18 protein-coding genes are annotated in these 19,342 nt (G+C 35.1%); 4 read left to right on the forward strand and 14 right to left on the reverse strand.

The annotated features are described in order from the left end of the window. Positions 1 to 109: 109 nt before the first annotated feature. The 3 genes from ABS911_RS10090 to ABS911_RS10100 all read right to left on the reverse strand — a co-directional run bounded on the left by ABS911_RS10090 (position 110) and on the right by ABS911_RS10100 (position 2,036). The gene (locus tag ABS911_RS10090; RefSeq protein WP_350467486.1) at positions 110 to 895 is read right to left on the reverse strand and encodes a GNAT family N-acetyltransferase; all 786 of its coding nucleotides are present in this window, start codon (positions 893 to 895) and stop codon (positions 110 to 112) included. A 105-nt stretch (positions 896 to 1,000) separates the two neighbouring features. Further along, positions 1,001 to 1,324 (reverse strand): AzlD domain-containing protein, encoded by a 324-nt coding sequence (locus tag ABS911_RS10095; protein WP_350467487.1) that lies wholly within the window; start codon positions 1,322 to 1,324, stop codon positions 1,001 to 1,003. After that, positions 1,317 to 2,036, reverse strand: coding sequence for an AzlC family ABC transporter permease (locus tag ABS911_RS10100; RefSeq protein ID WP_350467488.1), 720 nt, complete (start codon positions 2,034 to 2,036; stop codon positions 1,317 to 1,319). The genes ABS911_RS10095 and ABS911_RS10100 overlap by 8 nt, the downstream gene beginning before the upstream one ends. A gap of 179 nt (positions 2,037 to 2,215) precedes the next feature. On the opposite strand from ABS911_RS10100, the gene ABS911_RS10105 reads away from it, so the two are divergent. Beyond that, positions 2,216 to 2,425: a hypothetical protein gene (locus tag ABS911_RS10105; RefSeq protein ID WP_013711450.1), complete on the forward strand. Its 210-nt coding sequence runs from the start codon at positions 2,216 to 2,218 to the stop codon at positions 2,423 to 2,425. A 49-nt stretch (positions 2,426 to 2,474) separates the two neighbouring features. On the opposite strand, the gene ABS911_RS10110 is transcribed toward ABS911_RS10105, so the two are convergent. The 11 genes from ABS911_RS10110 to ABS911_RS10160 form a co-directional block, all read right to left on the reverse strand. After that, on the reverse strand, positions 2,475 to 3,776 hold the full coding sequence (locus tag ABS911_RS10110) for a pyrimidine-nucleoside phosphorylase (RefSeq protein ID WP_350467489.1): 1,302 nt from the start codon (positions 3,774 to 3,776) through the stop codon (positions 2,475 to 2,477). A 146-nt stretch (positions 3,777 to 3,922) separates the two neighbouring features. Beyond that, positions 3,923 to 4,594, reverse strand: a complete 672-nt coding sequence (gene rpiA / locus ABS911_RS10115) for a ribose-5-phosphate isomerase RpiA (RefSeq protein WP_350467490.1) — start codon at positions 4,592 to 4,594, stop codon at positions 3,923 to 3,925. A gap of 621 nt (positions 4,595 to 5,215) precedes the next feature. Then, a complete protein-coding gene (locus tag ABS911_RS10120; RefSeq protein ID WP_350467491.1) occupies positions 5,216 to 6,289 on the reverse strand; it encodes an ABC transporter substrate-binding protein in 1,074 nt (357 codons plus the stop codon). Continuing rightward, on the reverse strand, positions 6,286 to 7,119 hold the full coding sequence (locus tag ABS911_RS10125; RefSeq protein ID WP_350467492.1) for an ABC transporter permease: 834 nt from the start codon (positions 7,117 to 7,119) through the stop codon (positions 6,286 to 6,288). Before ABS911_RS10125 ends, ABS911_RS10120 begins: the two co-directional genes overlap by 4 nt. After that, complete coding sequence (locus ABS911_RS10130) at positions 7,116 to 7,931, reverse strand: ABC transporter permease (protein ID WP_350467493.1); 816 nt, start codon at positions 7,929 to 7,931, stop codon at positions 7,116 to 7,118. The genes ABS911_RS10125 and ABS911_RS10130 overlap by 4 nt, the downstream gene beginning before the upstream one ends. Before the next feature lie 10 nt (positions 7,932 to 7,941). Then, positions 7,942 to 9,036: an ABC transporter ATP-binding protein gene (locus ABS911_RS10135; RefSeq protein ID WP_350467494.1), complete on the reverse strand. Its 1,095-nt coding sequence runs from the start codon at positions 9,034 to 9,036 to the stop codon at positions 7,942 to 7,944. A 72-nt stretch (positions 9,037 to 9,108) separates the two neighbouring features. Continuing rightward, positions 9,109 to 9,651, reverse strand: coding sequence for a helix-turn-helix domain-containing protein (locus ABS911_RS10140; RefSeq protein WP_350451034.1), 543 nt, complete (start codon positions 9,649 to 9,651; stop codon positions 9,109 to 9,111). 563 nt (positions 9,652 to 10,214) lie between these two features. Then, a complete protein-coding gene (murB, locus tag ABS911_RS10145) occupies positions 10,215 to 11,117 on the reverse strand; it encodes a UDP-N-acetylmuramate dehydrogenase (RefSeq protein ID WP_350467495.1) in 903 nt (300 codons plus the stop codon). Between the two features lie 231 nt (positions 11,118 to 11,348). Next, entirely contained in the window at positions 11,349 to 12,020 is a 672-nt protein-coding gene (locus tag ABS911_RS10150) for a potassium channel family protein (protein ID WP_350467496.1), read from the reverse strand. 12 nt (positions 12,021 to 12,032) lie between these two features. Next, the gene (locus ABS911_RS10155) at positions 12,033 to 13,412 is read right to left on the reverse strand and encodes a TrkH family potassium uptake protein (protein WP_350467497.1); all 1,380 of its coding nucleotides are present in this window, start codon (positions 13,410 to 13,412) and stop codon (positions 12,033 to 12,035) included. A 141-nt stretch (positions 13,413 to 13,553) separates the two neighbouring features. Next, complete coding sequence (locus ABS911_RS10160) at positions 13,554 to 14,453, reverse strand: Gfo/Idh/MocA family protein (protein WP_350467498.1); 900 nt, start codon at positions 14,451 to 14,453, stop codon at positions 13,554 to 13,556. 148 nt (positions 14,454 to 14,601) lie between these two features. Between ABS911_RS10160 and ABS911_RS10165 the strand changes: the two genes are divergently transcribed. From ABS911_RS10165 to ABS911_RS10175, 3 genes are all read left to right on the forward strand, one after another. Then, the gene (locus ABS911_RS10165) at positions 14,602 to 15,363 is read left to right on the forward strand and encodes an exodeoxyribonuclease III (protein ID WP_350467501.1); all 762 of its coding nucleotides are present in this window, start codon (positions 14,602 to 14,604) and stop codon (positions 15,361 to 15,363) included. A gap of 500 nt (positions 15,364 to 15,863) precedes the next feature. Continuing rightward, positions 15,864 to 18,500: a cation-translocating P-type ATPase gene (locus ABS911_RS10170; protein WP_350467499.1), complete on the forward strand. Its 2,637-nt coding sequence runs from the start codon at positions 15,864 to 15,866 to the stop codon at positions 18,498 to 18,500. Between the two features lie 137 nt (positions 18,501 to 18,637). Beyond that, the gene (locus ABS911_RS10175; RefSeq protein ID WP_350467500.1) at positions 18,638 to 19,195 is read left to right on the forward strand and encodes a 3'-5' exonuclease; all 558 of its coding nucleotides are present in this window, start codon (positions 18,638 to 18,640) and stop codon (positions 19,193 to 19,195) included. The last annotated feature ends 147 nt before the right edge of the window (positions 19,196 to 19,342 follow it).

Raw genomic sequence — 19,342 nt, forward strand, 5'->3', positions numbered from 1 at the left:
TTATGCACATAGCATAAGTCTAAAACAAATATGTTTTTATTTTTTACACTGTCTACTTGACAGGGACCAGTTCAGAATTCACTGGTTGACCTTTTTTGTATGCTGTTTCTTACGCTTCTTTATTTTTTAGTATGATCCATTTTTGTGTATCCTTAAAGCCCAAATGTTGATACAATCGGCCAACATCCGGATCCGAATAAAATAAACAAGCCGTTTTATTCTTCATGTTACAATCATTCACCAAAGCAGACACTACAGCAGTTGCGTATCCCTGCTTGCGGTAGCTTTCAATCGTACCAACAGCTAGTATCATACCTGAAAGTTTTGTTTCAATGGCAATTCTGCCAGAGGAAATAATTTTACCATTTTCGTCTTTAATCACTTGGATTCCACTCTTATTTAAATCCAAGTCACTTGCAATCTCTTCAATGGTTTGTTCATGCTTCATACCTGTTTCTTTTAGAGAATCAATATAAGATTGAATATCTTCTTTATCTAAGGGAACAACTTGTTGAAGAAGTGGGCTTTCCATTTCCAACTCTTTGCACTCAGCCAAACAGGTTTCTTCTTTTTCATAATCCACAAACTCTTCTTCATATTGAGCAATGACTTCCTCACTACCAGAGATGTACATAGGGCTCAAGCTTTGGATCAAGGGTAAGAAAGTATCGAATCCCTCAAAATCTTTCCCATGGATCGGCATAAGATTTTCTTTGTAACGCACTAAAACACCAATAATATCATCCTTATTGTTGACGTAAGCCCATACATCTACATCAAAATAATCAACTCCATATGTTTCAATATCGCCAATAGCAAACAAATTTACACTCGGGTCCTGATAGAGAAAATTCAATACATCTTCTCGCTTACTTTCATCACATTTATAAATCATTTTCGTTCTTCCCCTCCAATAATGGCCTTAGTCCCTAAAGTATACTTTTTAAGCAAAATAATTGTAGCATTTTGCACTTCATTTGAACATTTATTCTTTCATTTTTTAAAGCATATACACCATTAAAGTAATTGCACTAATTCCTAATACCATAGACCATAAAAGATTTTTTGTTTTATAGGCCACAAAAAAGACAATAACAGAAGGAATCAGTTTTATATTATTAATTGGATCGATATTAAATTGGCCTTCCCAAAAGAAAATATCCGAAAATATTAAAGCTGCAAATATGGATACGGGAATAAATGACATCCATTTTGAAATTTTATCTGGTACGGAACGATTGCTTAAAACAAGCATTGGCAATACTCGTGGGATGTAGGTGACGATTGCCATACCTAGGATTAGCTGTAGTTGCTGACTAGTCATAATCTATCCCCTCATTTCCTATTTTTTCGTTTTTTTTCGTTAGGTATTCATCAGCAAAATAGCCGATAAAAGAGGCTAATATTGCTGCAATCACTAGTGCAATCGTATGTTTTAAAAGAATTGTAAAAACAACAGCCAATACTCCGGCTGTTAACCCCACAAAAACGTACAGTTTAGATACAAATTGACTGACTAATAAACTGATAAACATAGCAATTAAAACATAATTTATGATTGTTGTATCAATAACCCAAGCACTACCGACAATCGCACCAATAAACGTGCTGAAAGACCATGTAAGGTAATTTAAGACATTAATCGATAAAGCTTTATTTGCAGTCCATTCATGATTTTTAAACTGATTGTAATTAATAGCAAATGACTCATCCGCTAGAGTATGACTAAAAAAAAGAGTGAATGGTAGAGACGGTTTTTTGATAAAACCAGACATACTGGAGCTCATCAATAAATGTCGCAGATTTAAAAAGAATGTCATTGTAATAATTGCTGGAATTGAAGCTCCCATACTTACCATTGAAGCCGCCATAAATTGAGCTGCTCCTCCAAAAACGAGTAAACTCATTGCTAAAATAGTTACCGCATTAAATCCTGCGTCATATAAAACCATACCACCGGCTAATCCCAACGGCACATAACTGATCATGACTGGATAAATCACTTTTAATCCATCCATCCAATCTTGTTTTTCCATTTTCCAATCCCTCCTAACGAACGTGTAACAGCTAGTATATCATATTGTTACGTTTTTTTAGTAGAACTTCTAGTTAATTGACGCTACGAAAAAGTTGGTTTAACTAAATTAGATTGTAACTCTTTCCCACTTTTGATAATGTAAACCTATTGAATGACATATGAAAGGAGTCAATATACATGTTAAAAAGAATAGTCATTGGATCTTTCTTTGTTAGTATTGGTTATTTTTTAGTGTACTTTTTTGTACCAGCACTTAAAAACGCTGTTTATAGTGGAGGATTTTGGGCTATCTTGCACGCTTTAATGGGTGTCATCTTAATCGTTGGAATTTTTGGTATTATTCTTTATGTTCTTTACTATTTATTTTCGGATCCTCATAAAAAATAACAAAAAGAGTGTTGAGATTTTTTCTCAACACTCTTTTTAATTTCATCTATTAATTTAAGATAACTTCATGAATTAAGGGGATTGGTGTAGCTGAATCAGCTATTGTGATACCTTCCCAGATCTTTTGTTCTACTTCTGGAACTTCTTCTTGATTTGTATGGATGGTCAACAATGCTTCACCTTTTTTAACAGCATCGCCTACTTTTTTATGCAAGACAATACCTACTGCCAAATCAATTTCACTTTCTTTGGTTGCGCGTCCAGCACCTAACATCATAGCAGCAATTCCTAATTCATCTGCTATGATTTCAGAAACATATCCGTCTCTATTTGCTAAAACATCAATTTGGTAATCTGATTTTGGCAATAACTCTGGATTATCAATAACGCTCGTGTCTCCGCCTTGAGAAGCAATAAACGTTTTGAATTTTTCAAGTGCTTTACCGTTGCTAATGGACTCTTCTAATAAAGATCTTGCTTCGTCTAAATCTTTTCCTATGCCAGCTAAGTGAACCATCTGGCTTCCTAATGTTAAACACAAGTCCATTAAGTCAGCAGGCCCTTTGCCATTTAAAGCATCGATTGCTTCTTTAACTTCTAAAGCATTACCGATTGCAAAACCTAGTGGTTGACTCATATCTGAAATAACGGCCATCGTATTACGTCCAACGCGGTTTCCGATTTGAACCATAGCGTGAGCTAATAATCTAGCATCATCTGTTGTCTTCATGAAGGCTCCTGCACCTGTTTTCACATCTAATACAATAGCATCTGCTCCGGCTGCTATTTTTTTACTCATGATCGAACTTGCAATCAATGGAATAGATTCAACTGTGCTTGTTACATCTCTAAGAGCGTACAATTTTTTATCTGCTGGTGTTAAGTTACCGGATTGTCCAATTACAGCTACTTTATTTTCATTTACTAATTCAATAAATTTTTCTTGAGTCAATTCTACGTTAAATCCTGGAATGGCTTCTAATTTATCAATTGTACCACCTGTGTGACCAAGACCGCGTCCACTCATCTTAGCCATTGGAATACCTAAACTTGCTACTAAAGGAGCCAAAACAAGCGTTGTTGTATCGCCTACTCCACCTGTGGAGTGTTTGTCTACCTTCACACCTTTAATGGCTGACAAATCAATTTCTTCGCCAGAATGAACGATACTCATCGTTAGATCACTTTTCTCGCGATCATCCATATCTTTAAAGTAAATTGCCATCAACATTGCACTCATTTGGTACTCTGGAATTTTACCTTCTGTATATTCTTCGATCATGGTATTGATCTCTTCAGTAGTTAAAGCATTTCCATGTTGTTTTTTTGTAATCAAATCGACCATTCTCATTTAGCTGATGCCCCTTTATTTAAATTGATTCACTTATCTTACCACAATCTTCAAAAAAACGTTTTCACTACTTGCACGTTCTAACAATTCCCTCATCATTTGCCAATCTTTTAGCCATAGTTCTCTTCTAGATAGTTCCTTTATTTTTAGCGTGCCTCAATAATTTCTAAACCGGATTCACGCCCTACAATGATAGTATTCACACGATCAAGAAACAGTCCATGTTCCATAACGCCTGTTAACCCGTCTAACCATAAAGCTAATGACTGAGGATCTTCTATCTTAGCCATATGTAAATCAATGATATAATGTTCGCCATCTGTTAAATAGTTCTCGTCATTCTCATTTTTTCTCATCGACGGTTGGAATCCTTTTTCATCAAATATACGCATCAATTGCTGACTGCCATAAGGCAATACTTCTATTGGTAAAGGAAATGCACCCAATGTTTCGACCATTTTACTCTCATCAACGATCCATATCACTTTTTTTGAATAATCTGCAACAATTTTTTCAAATAGAAGAGCTCCTCCTCCACCTTTTATTCCTTGATAGTTAGCGTCGATCTCATCTGCACCATCAATTGTTATATCTACTTTTTCAACTTCATCAATTGTTTTTAATGGAATACCTAACTGTTCAGCTTGTTCTTTTGTACGAGTGGAAGTTGTTACTCCGGTAATCGTCAGTCCCTTTTTAACGCGCTTTCCAAGAGCTTCAACCATATAATAAGCCGTTGACCCAGTTCCTAATCCAACAACCATACCTTCTGTTACATATTCTGCCGCTTTTTCCCCAACTAATTGTTTTAAATTCATCCTTTTGATCCTCCTGATGCGTACTTTTATTCTTTATTAGTATAGCATAATGCCTACTCTGTTGAGTATTCACAACTAAAAATAATCCATAAAAAGGATGATTATTAGTTTTTAACGAATTATTCAATTTTAGTTTTAAATTGGACAAATCTTTGATAAAACACACTTTATTTGTCCATTAAACAGCAAAACCCACTGAAGGTGCAAACTCTTCAGTGGGTTTTGCTGTTTAGTTTTTTACAAGGATTAGCGAGATACTCCGCATCCTTCTAGTTGAGCTTCACTTCCCAGACTTTCGGAAAAAACGTAATTCTTGCAGGGATGAAACATCCCTTACAGAATTCCTTGTTTTTCTGTCAAGTCTAAGCGGTATGCTACACATCCTGGTTTAGTTGAGCTGCGTTCGACAGGCTCTCGGAAAAAACAGAATCTCTGCGAGGATGAAACATCCTCTACGAAATTCTTTGTTTTTCTTTCGAGCCTAAACGTCGAACTCCGCATCCTTTAGTTGAGCTGCGAGACCCAGACACTTTGTAAAAAAGATAAATCACGCCGAAGATGGAACATCATCTTTGTGATTTCCTGTTTTTACTGCGTGTCTTTCAGGGTCTCTCCGCATCCTTATTTTCTGTGCATTTTGAATTCTAGGAAGTAGTCGTTATAGATACCGATGTATTCGGAACCTAAGTCTTCGTAGACTTCTAGATTTTTCATGGTTTCTTCATTTGGATAAAATTGTTCATCTTCTGTTATTTCAGCTGGCAAGAGTTCCAAAGCTACTTCATTAGGCGTTGAGTAGCCTACGTACTCGGCATTTTGTGCTGCATTTTCTGGTTCTAACATGAAGTTGATAAATGCATAAGCTGCATCAAAGTTTTTAGCCGTTTTTGGAATGACAAAATTATCAAACCATAAATTTGAGCCTTCGCTTGGAATGACGTAATGAAGATTTTCATTTTCCCATAACATTTCAGATGCCTCACCCGAAAAGGTAACGGCTACTGAAGCTTCTTCTTGAATCATATACATTTTGATTTCGTCCGCAACAATAGCTTTTACGTTAGGCGTCAAACTGTCTAAGTTTTTAGCTGCAGCAGCTAGTTGTTCATCATCTTTTGAGTTTAAAGATTCCCCTTCACTATTCAATGATAAACCAATAATTTCACGCGCCCCATCAATCAACATAACTTTATTTTTCAAATCTGGATTCCATAAGTCATCCCAATTTTGAATGGCATCTTCATCCACAAATTTGTCATTGTAGATGATTCCTAATGTTCCCCAAAAATAAGGAATAGAATATTGATTGTCTGGGTCAAATGGTTGATCCAAAAATTGAGCATCAATATTATTGAGTCCTTTAATTTTTGACTGATCTAATTCAATCAATAAATTTTCATCGATCATCCGCTCAATCATGTATTCACTAGGAACGGCTAAATCATAATTCGTTCCACCTTGTTCTATTTTTGTGTACATTGCTTCGTTAGAATCGAAGGTTTCATAGGTTACTCTATAACCCGTTTCCTCTTCAAACTTAGTGATCAATTCTGGATCAATATAGTCTCCCCAGTTGTACAAATTCAAACTGTTTTCTCCTGTGATCCCTTGTGCCTTTTCTAGTTGATCTGCACCAAGGTACAAGCCCCCACAAACTACTAGAATAGCTAAAACCATGAATAGTAATTTTTTCATCGCATGCCCACCGCCTCAGCATGTTGTCGTTTTTTGTTCTTTTGTTTTTTTGTCAAATTGTGCTGTTGGATAAAGTAATAACCAACAACTAGAATCAATGCAAAGACAAACATTAAAGCACTTAAAGCATTGATTTCCAAACTTACTCCTTGTCGAGCTCTTGAGTAGATCTCTACAGCTAATGTTGTAAACCCATTTCCTGTGACAAAGAAGGTTACCGCAAAATCATCTAGCGAGTAAGTAAATGCCATAAAATAGCCTGCTAAAATACCCGGAGTAATGCTGGGAAGAATTACTTTTGTCAGTACTTGCCAAGTATTTGCGCCTAAATCTCGTGCTGCTTTAATCATCGTGTCATTCATTTCTTGTAACTTTGGCAGCACCATTAACACAACAATCGGAATACTAAAAGCAACATGAGATAATAATACTGATGTAAACCCTAGACGAAATCCGATAAAGGTAAACAATATCAAAAAACTTGCTCCAATGATTACGTCAGGAGAAACCAGCAAAATGTTATTGAAGCTTAGTACAGCATTTCTTGTTTTTCTTTTTTTCAAAAAGTAAATTCCAATTGCTCCAAATGTTCCAATAGTCGTTGCTAATAAAGAAGACAACAACGCAATAAGGAGCGTGTCTAAAACGATACCAATCAACCGTGTATCTTCAAATACTGCGATATAATTATCTAATGTAAAGCCTGTAAAACTATTCATTGTTCCACCATCATTAAACGAGTAAAAAATCAAGAAGGCAATCGGTGCGTATAAAACGATAAATACAAAAATCAAATAGAGGTTCGACCATTTAAACCGCTTTTTTTTCATTTACGAACTGCCCCTTTCTTTTTCTTTTCCCCTGTAAAGAGCATGATGAGAATCATTGCAATAATCAATACAACGCCAATCGTTGAACCCATACCCCAGTTTTGAGTGACTAAGAAATGTTGCTCAATAGCTGTTCCTAAAGTGATAACTCGATTCCCTCCGATTAAACGTGTCAACATGAAAAGGGATAAAGAGGGAATAAAGACCGCTTGAACGCCACTTTTTACGCCATTTAGTGTTAAAGGAAACACCACTCTTCTAAATGTTTCAAAACTATTCGCACCTAAATCACGACTTGCTCGAATAAAAGAAGGATTCATTTCTTCAAGTGCATTGAGTATAGGCAAAATCATAAACGGAATTTCTATATACGTTGCAACCGCTAGGAAACTAAAATCAGTAAATAGTAACTGCTGTCTTCCTATTCCGACAAAAGAAAGGAAATCGTTAACTGTGCCATTTGCACTAAAGATGCCGATAAACGCATAGGCTTTTAATAATAAATTGATCCAAGTTGGTAGAATAATCAATAATAGCCACAATTGTTTGTGCTTTGTTTTACTCAAAAAATACGCAGTCGGGTAACTGATTAGCAAAGTAAATAATGTAATGAGGAATGCATACCAAAATGAGTTCAAGGTCATTCTAAGATAGGTACCTGATTGAAAATACGTTTGATAATTCCCTAAAGTAAATTGCCCATCAACAGTAAAAAATGACTGATATACAATTAAGAGTAAAGGAGCAACAACAAATAAGAGCAACCAAAAAGTGTATGGTATAAAATAAAACACATTAGATTTTTTCGTCATCGTTCTCCTCCTATTCTTCTTCGTAGCTTTCAAGACGAGCATCAAAGTCTTGTTCTGTTTCATTAAATCGCATAACGTGGATATCTTCCGGTTCAAAATACAAGCCTACTTCATTTCCCACAACTGCTTTTTTAGTCGAATGTACCATCCATTCGTTGTTTTCGCGGTCATAACCGATAATTTCATAATGCACACCGCGGAACAATTGCGTGTCCACTTTAACCGTTAACTTCCCTTTTTCTACTGTGGTTAAGGCTAAGTCTTCTGGACGCAAAACGATTTCAACTTTTTCATTCGGTTTCATCCCTGCATCTACACATTCAAATGTATGGCCGACAAAAGAAACTTCATAGTCTTGGACCATCGTGCCTTTAACAATATTGCTCTCTCCAATAAAATCTGCAACATAACGATTGATTGGCTCATCGTAAACATCTACTGGAGTGCCGCTTTGAATAATCTCGCCATTTTTCATAACAAATATTTCATCACTCATTGCTAACGCTTCTTCTTGGTCATGAGTCACAAATACAAATGTGATACCCAAACGTTGTTGCAATTCGCGCAGTTCATATTGCATTTCTGTTCTCAATTTTAAATCAAGTGCGGATAAAGGTTCATCTAATAACAACACTTCTGGTTCATTTACTAAGGCACGAGCAATAGCGACACGTTGACGTTGTCCACCAGACATTTCACTGATTGCACGGTCTTCATAGCCCGATAATTGAACCATTTTCAATACGTTTTCTACTTTATCTTTGATAACCTTTTTATCTAATTTTTTGATTCTTAAGCCAAAAGCTACATTTTCAAAAACATTCATATGTGGAAATAAGGCATAGTCTTGAAAAACTGTATTTACTTTACGTTTATTAGCAGGAACATCATTTACTTTTTTTCCATCCAATGTGATCGTACCTTCTGATGTCTCCGTGAAACCAGCAATTAAATTTAAAATGGTTGTTTTTCCACATCCAGATGGTCCAAGCAAGGTATAAAATTTTCCCTGTTCAATTTCAAAATTGATATTTTTTAAAACGGGTTCATCATCATCGTATTGTTTTTTTACATTCTCAAATGTAATAATTGCACTATTTGTCATTTATTTTTCTCCCTTATAATGAATTTAACCTTTTTTACCAGATAGCTCCCAAAACCTTAGTGGAAGGGTTTATTAAAGATAAGAATCTGTAACTACTAACAATAGTAAACTCTCACCGTTAAATTGATTCATCAGTTGATGATTTTGAGTAGCATGAAAATAAATAGATTCGCCTTTTTTAGCAAAATACCTCTTTAATCCAATTTCAATACAAATTTCGCCTTCTAAAACATAGCCAAATGTCTCGGATAATGAAGGACTAAATTCTTTAAATTGACCTTTTTCAGCAAATTTAAGAAAAACAGGTTCCATTTCATTTTCATTGGATTCAGGTACAAGCCATTTTATCTCATACCCTTTTTCATCATCTTCATAGACGGTCATCTCATCATTTGTATAAACCACTCGTTGTTCTTCTTGTTTTTCGTCGAAGAAATCTTTTGGACTGCATCCCAAAACTTCTAAAATATCAAAAAAAACTTCCATTGAAGGTACACTTAAATCTCTTTCAACTTGAGAAATGTATCCTTTACTCAAATTGGTGCGTTCTGCTAACTCTTCTTGTGTTAAATTTTTTTGAATTCTTAAATTTTTAATTCGATTTCCAATTTCCATAAAAACTCTCCTTCGAGTTCGCTTGTTTACCACTAGTAAACTACAACTCACTAAAGTTTACTGTCAGTAACTTCAGTGTTTACTAAGACCTTTTTTATTATAAATCCTTTTTTTCAAAATGCAACTAAAAAAATCGTATCCAATTCAACCTAGATACGATTCTTTTCAACCAATTGATGCCTTTGGGTAATAAATCATTCTTATATTTACTAGTGGAAGTTCAATTTCGTTAACAAATCTACTTTATAGCATCTCTACTAACTATTCCTTGGCTCCTTTCGTTAACAAATCTACTCTACAGCGCCTCTACTGACTATTCCTTGGCACCTTTCGTTAGCAAATCTACTCTATAGCATTTCTACTGAACATTCTTATCTTTTTTTAACTATTAAATCTACTCTACAAAGTCTCTACACTATGTTTCTAAAGCTTTAGTCCAAATTTTTCATGAACTACCTAAAAAAACTCTAGAAGATTTCTCTTCTAGAGTTTCCAACTTATTTCTTCATTAACTATACTTCACTTTTTTCCTTAATTTGGCGTGCCATATTATAGGTTGGATCTTATTGATCTTCTCCGATAATGCGGACTTCAGGAACAAGCTTTACGCCGTCCTTTTCTAAAATGACTTCTTGGATATGTTGGATCAATTCAATGTAATCTGTTGCGGTTGCATGATTGATGTTTACGATAAACCCGGCATGCTTCATTGAAATTTGTGCTCCACCCCATATTTTCCCTTGCAAACCAGCTTCTTGAATTAATTTACCAGTAAAATAACCGGCCGGACGTTTAAAAACACTTCCACATGAAGGGTATTCTAAAGGTTGTTTCGATTCTCTTAAGAAGGTCAATTCATCCATTCTTTCCTTTATCTCAACTGTGTGGCCTTTTTTCAATTGAAAAACAACTTCTAAAACGATATCTTGAATTTCTTGGATACGACTATGACGGTAACTAAATTCTAATTCATGATTATCCATTGTCTTAATTTCACCATCAAGAGTCAATACTGTAACAGATTCAATCACTTCACTCACTTCGCCGTCATATGCTCCAGCATTCATATAAACTGCTCCACCAATACTGCCGGGGATTCCACATGCAAATTCCAATCCAGTAAGTTCAGCTTCATAAGCTGCATAAGAAGTATCGATCAAACGTGCCCCGCTTTGAACGATTATTTTTTTCTTTTCAATTTTAATTTGTTTCATTTCCGTTAATATCATGACAACACCGCGTATCCCGCCATCTTTAACAATCAGGTTACTTGCATTGCCTAAAACCGTTAACGGCAGTGATTCTTTTTTTACCCAGCCTACAACATCTTTTACTTCTTCAGTTGTTTTAGGAAAGACTACTACATCAGCTGGTCCGCCTGTTTTTGTGTACGTATATAGAGATAAAGGTTCATTTTCTTTTAGGATCAGTTTTGGAAAGTGCTGTTTAAATTCTTTAATTGACATAGTGTTTAATACCCTTTCGTATGAGTGGAGCCTATCGCTCTACTTTTTAATGAATTTAACAAAAATCTTTATTTCAAAAAAATTCCATCATTATCTCTAGTTTAACATGCAATCTTTCTTTTTTGTAGTTTGTATTCGCTTTAAACTAAAGATTTAGTAGTTTTTTAACATAACTTTCGTTTTAAAAAAATAGGACTGAGACAAGTGTCCCAATCCTATAAAAAACTCAAGTTACTTCAATTTGTTTAGATAATCGTAACGTTCAAATACTTCTGACTCTGCTATTCCTACAAGAACAGTTCCCTCTTCGATGCGATAGTCTGGGCTAAATGAAACATCCATTCGTTTTTGAGCTGTTTTCCTGACTCCGATAATATTGATTTCATATTTTTGTCGTAAGTCTAATTCATCAAACGTTTTACCAATCCAACGAATTGGCGGTCTAAATTCAATAACTGCGTAATCCTCATCTAGATCAACAATATCCGTAATGTGTCTTCTTAAGACATTTTTTGCTACGCGAGTTCCCGCTTCCTTTTCAGGGCGAATAACTTTTGTAGCTCCAATTTCATAAAGTACTTCCATAAACGATTTGTTTTTCGCTTTTGCAATAATAGAAGCTACACCTAATTTTTTACAATTCATAATCGCTAAAACGCTAGATTCTAAACTTGTACCAGTTGCCACTACTACTACATCACAATTATCTAAACCAATACTACGTAAAAAATTTAAATCCGTGATATTACCTTGTACAGCTTGCGTTACATAAGGTTCAACACGTTCGACATTATCCATATCTCTATCGACCGCAATAACGTCGCAATCAAATTCATTTAATTCTTTCGCAATTGATGATCCGAAGACTCCAAGGCCTAATACACCGATTGTTTTTACTGACATTTTTTTGTTCTCCTATCCAATTAAAATGGTTGTCTTAGCATATAATTGATCTTTTGTAAGCTTACTTTTTCTACTCAAACTTAATAAAATCGTAATAGGTCCAATTCTGCCGACAAACATTAAGATCATTAATACAACATGGCTAATATGTGACAATTCTGGCGTTAAATTCACGCTAACACCCACTGTTGCTAAAGCTGATACAGCCTCAAACAGTAAGTATAAAAACGGCTGATCTTCAACTAGCATTAGTACACTCACACTAGCAAATAAAAACAAAGAAAACGTTGTAACAACAACAATTGCACGACGAATAATTTCTATTGGAATGGTATGATGCGCATAATTGACATGCTTTTGTCCTTTAATTTCACTTATGACCAATAAAGCTACTAGTGCAAAAGTTGTCGTCTTGATCCCTCCAGCAGCTCCTCCAGGCGATCCTCCAATAAACATTGTTCCAATAAAAAATAATAAAGAAAAAGGTTCAATTAATTCATAATCTAAGGTAGCAAACCCTGCTGTTCTCATTGTGACTGTTTGAAAAAATGAGGCTAAGACTTTCTCTCCAAATGTGAAAGTTCCGATAGAATTCGGATTGTTCCATTCTACTAATAAGAATACAAGTGTTCCAATAACAATCAATGCTATAGTCATATTAATGGCTAAACGAGTATGGATCTTCAACATCCGATATGTACGTTTCCATCCACTTCTACATTTATTCTTTATAACAGATTGAATATTGTGAGTAACATCAAACCAAACTGAGAAACCAATACCACCCAGAATAATCAACGTTGTGATCACTAGATTTACCAAAGGATCGTGAACGTATTCTTGTAGGCTGTAAGCTCCTATATTATCGAACCCTGCATTACAAAAGCCAGAAACTGCTAAAAATAATGAGACAAAAAGCCCGCTCGCTAACCCCAATTCGGGTACAAATCTAATAGCTAAGAGTAACATCCCAGTTCCTTCGATAACAAATGTGTATTTAAGAATAGATCCTAAGTATGTCTTAAAGTCACTTAACTCATCGTGGTTAAGAGCTTCTTTAACTGCAATAGTATTTGAATACCGCATCTTCTTTCCCATTCGCGTAATTAAGGTCGCAAGTATCGTCATTAAACCCAATCCACCTATTTGCATAAGGAAGATACAAATGATTTGGCCAAAAATGGTATAAGAAGTTGCAACAGGCAAGATAAAGAGACCTGTTACACATACCATCGATACTGTAGTAAATAAATTATCAAAGTAAGTTGTTTCTGAACTTTCAAGATTGCTTATAGGCAATGTTAGTAAAAGTGATCCTATAAATATTACAAATGCAAAACTGATTGCTATTTTAGCAGCCGGAGGTATACTCCTAAGCTTTTTTGAAAACATTCCTTTTCTCCTCATAACTTTCTTAAATTATCATATACGAATGTATTATATTCTTTCTAAAATAAAAGTAAAGCAATTTTAAATTTTAAAAAAAAGTAAGATTGGCAAAAGCCAATCTTACGCGTTTAATCATACGATTTATTATTCATAACCCTCTACGATCAGTTCACAAATACGATGACTTTCAAGAGAAGATTCCATACTCACTGGATTGACTTGATTTTCGATACCTGCTATCGTTGCACGAATCAGTGGAGCAAAACCTCTTTTTTCAAGAGTTTGATCCCAATCATTAAACGGTACAATTTGCTTAAATTCAGCAGTTTCAATTTCATAATCTGTTAAGTTAACTACTCGATGAGTTCCAGTTGGCGATTGGACTTCTACAGATTCGGAATTAGCACCAGAGACATAGTTCATCGTTGCAACACACTCGGAATGTTCTGTAGTAAGATGTAAAACACATGTTTTCAACTCACCGTTTTCTTCTTTAATGCTAAAGTGCGTTTGTGTAACTGGTTCATCCAATAGAAATAAAGCGGTGTCAACTACATGAATAAACAAATCATAAACCGCATATTTCACACTGCCTAAACTGTTCGGCTTTGTTTTTTGAACTAAGATCATATTTTTATTGGAAACTTCTTTAACTTTTTGAATCATCGGCGCGAATCGGCGATTGAAACCTGTAATCAATAAAATATCTTTTTCCTTTGCCAACTCCATTAACGCTTTTACTTCTTCAATATTTTCGCTGATCGGTTTATCTACATAAACATGGATGCCTTTTTCAATACATTCTCTGATAAGGGCTTCATGAGTATGAGTGGCCGTATGTATAAATACAGCTTCAATGCCGCTACCTAGTAACTCATCTATAGAAGAATATAAATTTGATATCCGATATTTTTTACCAATTTTAGCTAATTTTTCTTGATCACGTGTAAATAAGTGCCATTCTATTTCTTTATCTAACGCCATCATTACGGGTAGATAAGCTTTTTGAGAAATATTTCCTAAACCAATAATTCCTATTTTCATTATTCGGTCCCTCTTTTCTATTTTTCATTTTCATCTCATATCCTATCATATTTCAAATGAATTTACTCTTTTAAAATGCTCTACGGTTTACTATTCTTTTTACTTTTGTACAATAAAGATAAGATGTTACATTAGGAGGAATCGATTGATGAAATTTATCTCATGGAATGTCAATGGTTTAAGAGCCATTGTAAAAAAAGGGTTTGTTGAAATTTTTGAAGAATTAGATGCAGATTTCTTTTGTCTGCAAGAAACTAAACTTCAAGAAGGACAAATAGATCTAGAACTTCCAGGTTACTATGATTATTGGAATTATGCAGAAAAAAAGGGGTATTCTGGAACAGCTATCTTTACCAAACATAAACCTTTAGCTGTGAATTATGGCATTGGAAAACCCGAACACGATCAAGAAGGACGAGTAATCACTTTAAGCTACCCTAATTATTACGTAGTAACTTGTTATACGCCTAATTCTAAAAGCGAGCTGAAACGCTTAGATTACCGTATGCAATGGGAAGACGATTTCCAACTGTACTTAAAAACATTGGATTCTGAAAAACCAGTCATTCTCTGTGGCGATCTAAATGTTGCTCACGAGAATATCGATTTAAAAAACTGGAAAACGAATCAATTAAGTGCGGGTTTTAGTAAAGAAGAGCGCACGAAGTTCTCTGCTTTATTAGATGCTGGATTCATTGATACTTTTCGCTACTTCTACCCTGATTTGGAAGGAGCTTATACGTGGTGGAATTATCGATTTAATGCCCGTAAAACGAATGCTGGTTGGCGAATTGATTATTTCTGTGTCTCTACTCGCCTACAAAATCATTTGCAAGAGGCTCGGATTTTAAATGATATCGTTGGTTCAGATCATTGTCCCGTAGAATTAATTCTAAAAGAAACAATTTAATTAATTTTTAGATAAAATAAATACTATTCATTTAAAAGAATTTTTTTGTTGCAAATTTTTTTTTAAAATTATATACTAATTAAGATGAAATCGATAGTTTTTCATAAGGGAGTAACTGGCAGCAACAGCTGTGGCAACGTCACCAACAAGTAGATTTGCAACGATCTTCTGGTGTTGTCTTAAATAGTGAGACTTATGCACATTGTTCTCTATAAGGACAATCCTGCATAAGTCTCTTTTTTTTATCGATTTTACTGACCATCAATTAAAGGAGGATATTGAGCGTACAAAAACAAGCTTAGCTAATGATTCGATTAGTTTTTTACAAGATCATTGCCAATCAACATAAAACTTGTTTGATGATAGTGAATATGCTACTATTTTTGGCAACTGTACTATAATGACATTATTTTTTAGTTCTTATTAACAACAGTTTCTACAGTCAACTCTCATTGTCTGTTAGCAAACCGTCTAATTTTTTTTACGAAAGGGTGTATCACTTGGAAAATTATCAAAAAGACCAAGAAACAATATTAAAAGAGTTACAGACTTCACCAAAAGGCTTACAGGATGCAGAAGTCAAAACACGTCAGGAACGCGATGGCTTAAATGAATTAAAGCAAAAAGCTAAAGATTCCGTTCTAAAATTATTTTTAGCAACTTTTAAAGACGCAATGGTTATTGTGCTATTAATAGTAGCCGTTATCCAAATGGCGTTAGGTTCAGTAGTTGAATCATTGATCATTTTTGCTGTTTTAATGATCAACTCTGTTATCAGTGTTATTCAAACTAAAAAGGCTGAAAGTTCACTTGATGCGTTGTCCAGTCTCTCTGCTCCTGAATCGAAAGTAATCCGTAATGGCGTTAAAGTAACCATTCCCGCAAAAGAACTTGTTGTAGGAGATATTGTTATCTTAGATGCTGGGGATTATGTTCCAGCGGATGGACGTTTACTAGAAGCAGGATCACTTCAAATCAATGAAGGAATGCTAACTGGTGAATCTGTTCCGGCAGACAAAAATATCGATGTTGTTGAAAAAGAAGTACCTGTTGGAGATCGTTCAAACATGGTTCATAGCGGGACTTTAGTTACGTATGGTCGTGGCCTTGTGGTTGTTACAGGTACAGGTAACAATACTGAAATCGGACAAGTCGCTAGCTTAATTGATAATGCAGTGGCTAAACAAACACCATTGCAAAGAAAATTAGACGACTTTAGTAAAAAACTAGGATTTGGTATTCTTATCCTTTCCATTCTTATCTTTGCTATCCAAGCCGCTCGTATCTTCTTTGGTGGAGCAACAGACGTGAATACTGAATTATTGAACGCATTTATGTTTGCTGTTGCGGTAGCTGTTGCTGCCATTCCTGAAGCATTACAATCTATCGTTACTATCGTTCTTTCTACTGGAACAAATAAAATGGCTAAGAAACATGCGATCATTCGTAAGCTTCCAGCTGTTGAAACATTAGGTTCGACAAGTGTTATTTGTACAGATAAAACGGGTACCTTAACACAAAATAAAATGACGATCGTTGATTACTTCTTACCAAATGGACAAACTGGCGACTTTAATTCTACTCCTGATACATGGACTACTGATGAAGCTCGTTTAATGCAAATTGCTGTATTAGCAAATGATTCAAACATCAATGAAAAAGGTCAAGAACTTGGTGACCCAACTGAAGTTGCTATGATCGCTTTCAGTAATAAAGTGAATAAACCTTACCATGAATTGCGCAATGCTTACCCTAGATTAGCTGAGTTGCCTTTTGATTCAGATCGTAAGCTAATGTCCACTGTTCATGTAATTGACGGCGAAAACCTTATGTTAACAAAAGGTGGCCCAGATGTAGTCTTTAATCGCAGTTCAAAAATATTGATTGATGGAAAAGTTGTTCCTTTAACAGATGACAACTTGAAATCTTTAGCCGAACAAAATGAAATCTTTTCAGATCGTGCTTTACGCGTATTAGCTTTTGCTTACAAACCTGTTTCAGAAGGAGAAAACATTACTTTTGAAGACGAAAACGACTTGATTCTAGTTGGTTTAGTTGCTATGATCGATCCGCCTCGTGAAGCTGTTTATGGCGCTGTAGAACAAGCTAAAAAAGCTGGTATCAAAACAGTTATGATTACCGGTGACCACAAAACAACTGCACGTGCAATTGCTCGTGATATCGGAATCTCAGAACCAGACGACATCGCTTTAACTGGTCAAGAATTAGACGCTTTAAGCGAAGACGAATTGAACGCTAAATTGGAAAAAATTTCAGTTTATGCTCGTGTTTCTCCAGAAAACAAAATCAGAATCGTTCGCGCTTGGCAAAACAAAGATAAAATCTCTGCTATGACTGGTGATGGTGTTAATGATGCACCTGCACTGAAACAAGCAGATATTGGAATCGCAATGGGTAGCGGAACAGATGTAGCTAAAGATGCAGCTGCAATGGTATTGACGGATGATAACTTCGTATCAATCATTAGTGCCGTTGAAGTTGGTCGTAATGTATTTGATAACATCAAAAAAGCTGTTGCTTATTTATTTGCTGGTAACCTTGGTGCCATTATCGCAATCATTGTTGCGTTACTAATGAACTGGGTTAACCCATTCACTGCTTTACAATTATTGTTCATCAACTTAGTTAATGACTCTATTCCTGCTATTGCCTTAGGAATGGAAAAAGGCGAACCAAATGTTATGGAACGTAAACCAAGAGATCCAAACGAAGGCATCTTCGCAGGTGATACTTTAAGATCTGTTCTTTATCGTGGTGTGCTTATTGGTATTGCAGTAGTTATCTCACAATATATTGGACTAGGTTATTCAAATGAAATGAGTATTGCTATGGCCTTCACTACACTTATCTTAGCTCGTACTTTACAAACTTTCCCTGCACGTTCAAATACTCAAACATCTATTGGAGCAGGTTTCTTCTCTAATATGTATGCTATTTACGCTGTTCTGTTCTGTTCTGTTCTGTATGGTGTGACAGTTCTTCCAGGTGTTCGTTCAATCTTTAATATTCCAGATAATTTTGGATGGGAACAATGGGGAATTGCTGCAGGTTTAGCTTTAGTTGCCGTTATTTTAATGGAATTAGCTAAATTTCTCCCTCATAAAAAAGAAGCTTAAGACAAATAACTGAGTAAAGAAAAAGAAGAAGAAAATCTTTTGTCTGCTGATAAAATCAGCAACGAGAGATTTTCTTCTTTATTTATTGACATTTATCACTAGCAAATTTCATTTGAATCCTTTATACTATTAACCGAATGCTTGTTCGAGGAGGAAAAAACATGAACTTTGTTGCATTGGATTTCGAAACAGCTAGCCATCAACGCCACAGTGCTTGTTCAATCGCACTGACTGTTGTAAGAAATAGTCAAATCGTTGATCATTATTATTCTCTAATTAAACCTGAAACTGAATTTTTTTGGCGTAATGTTCAAGTTCACGGCATTACCGAAGAAGATGTCCAAACTGCTCCTTCTTTTCCAGAAGTTTGGGAAAAGATAAAACCTTTCTTCAAAGAAAACAAACTGATCGTTGCTCACAATCTTCCATTTGATCGTGGTGTTTTACAAGGTTGTCTTGATTATTATCAATTGCAACAACCTCACTTTCAAACACTATGTACTGTCCAATCAAGTCGGAAATTGATCACTGAAATTCCGACTCATAAATTGAACACGGTTTGTGACCATTTAGGAATCCGATTAGACAATCATCATAATGCACTCGAAGACAGCAATGCTTGTGCAGCTATTCTTCTGTATTTAGAAGATCGCTTTGGAACAGATCCTTTAAAAAAACTTGTTAAGCATATCTGATTTCAATTAGAGTTGATCCCTTTATTCTGACATTTTACATTACGCCGATTGTAGAATTAAGCTAGACAAATAAAAAAGCCATTCGTGGTACACTCAAAATGTAATTCCGACTAAAGAAGACATAGGAGTGATCACGAATGACCTACA

Source organism: Carnobacterium sp. (assembly GCF_040274425.1).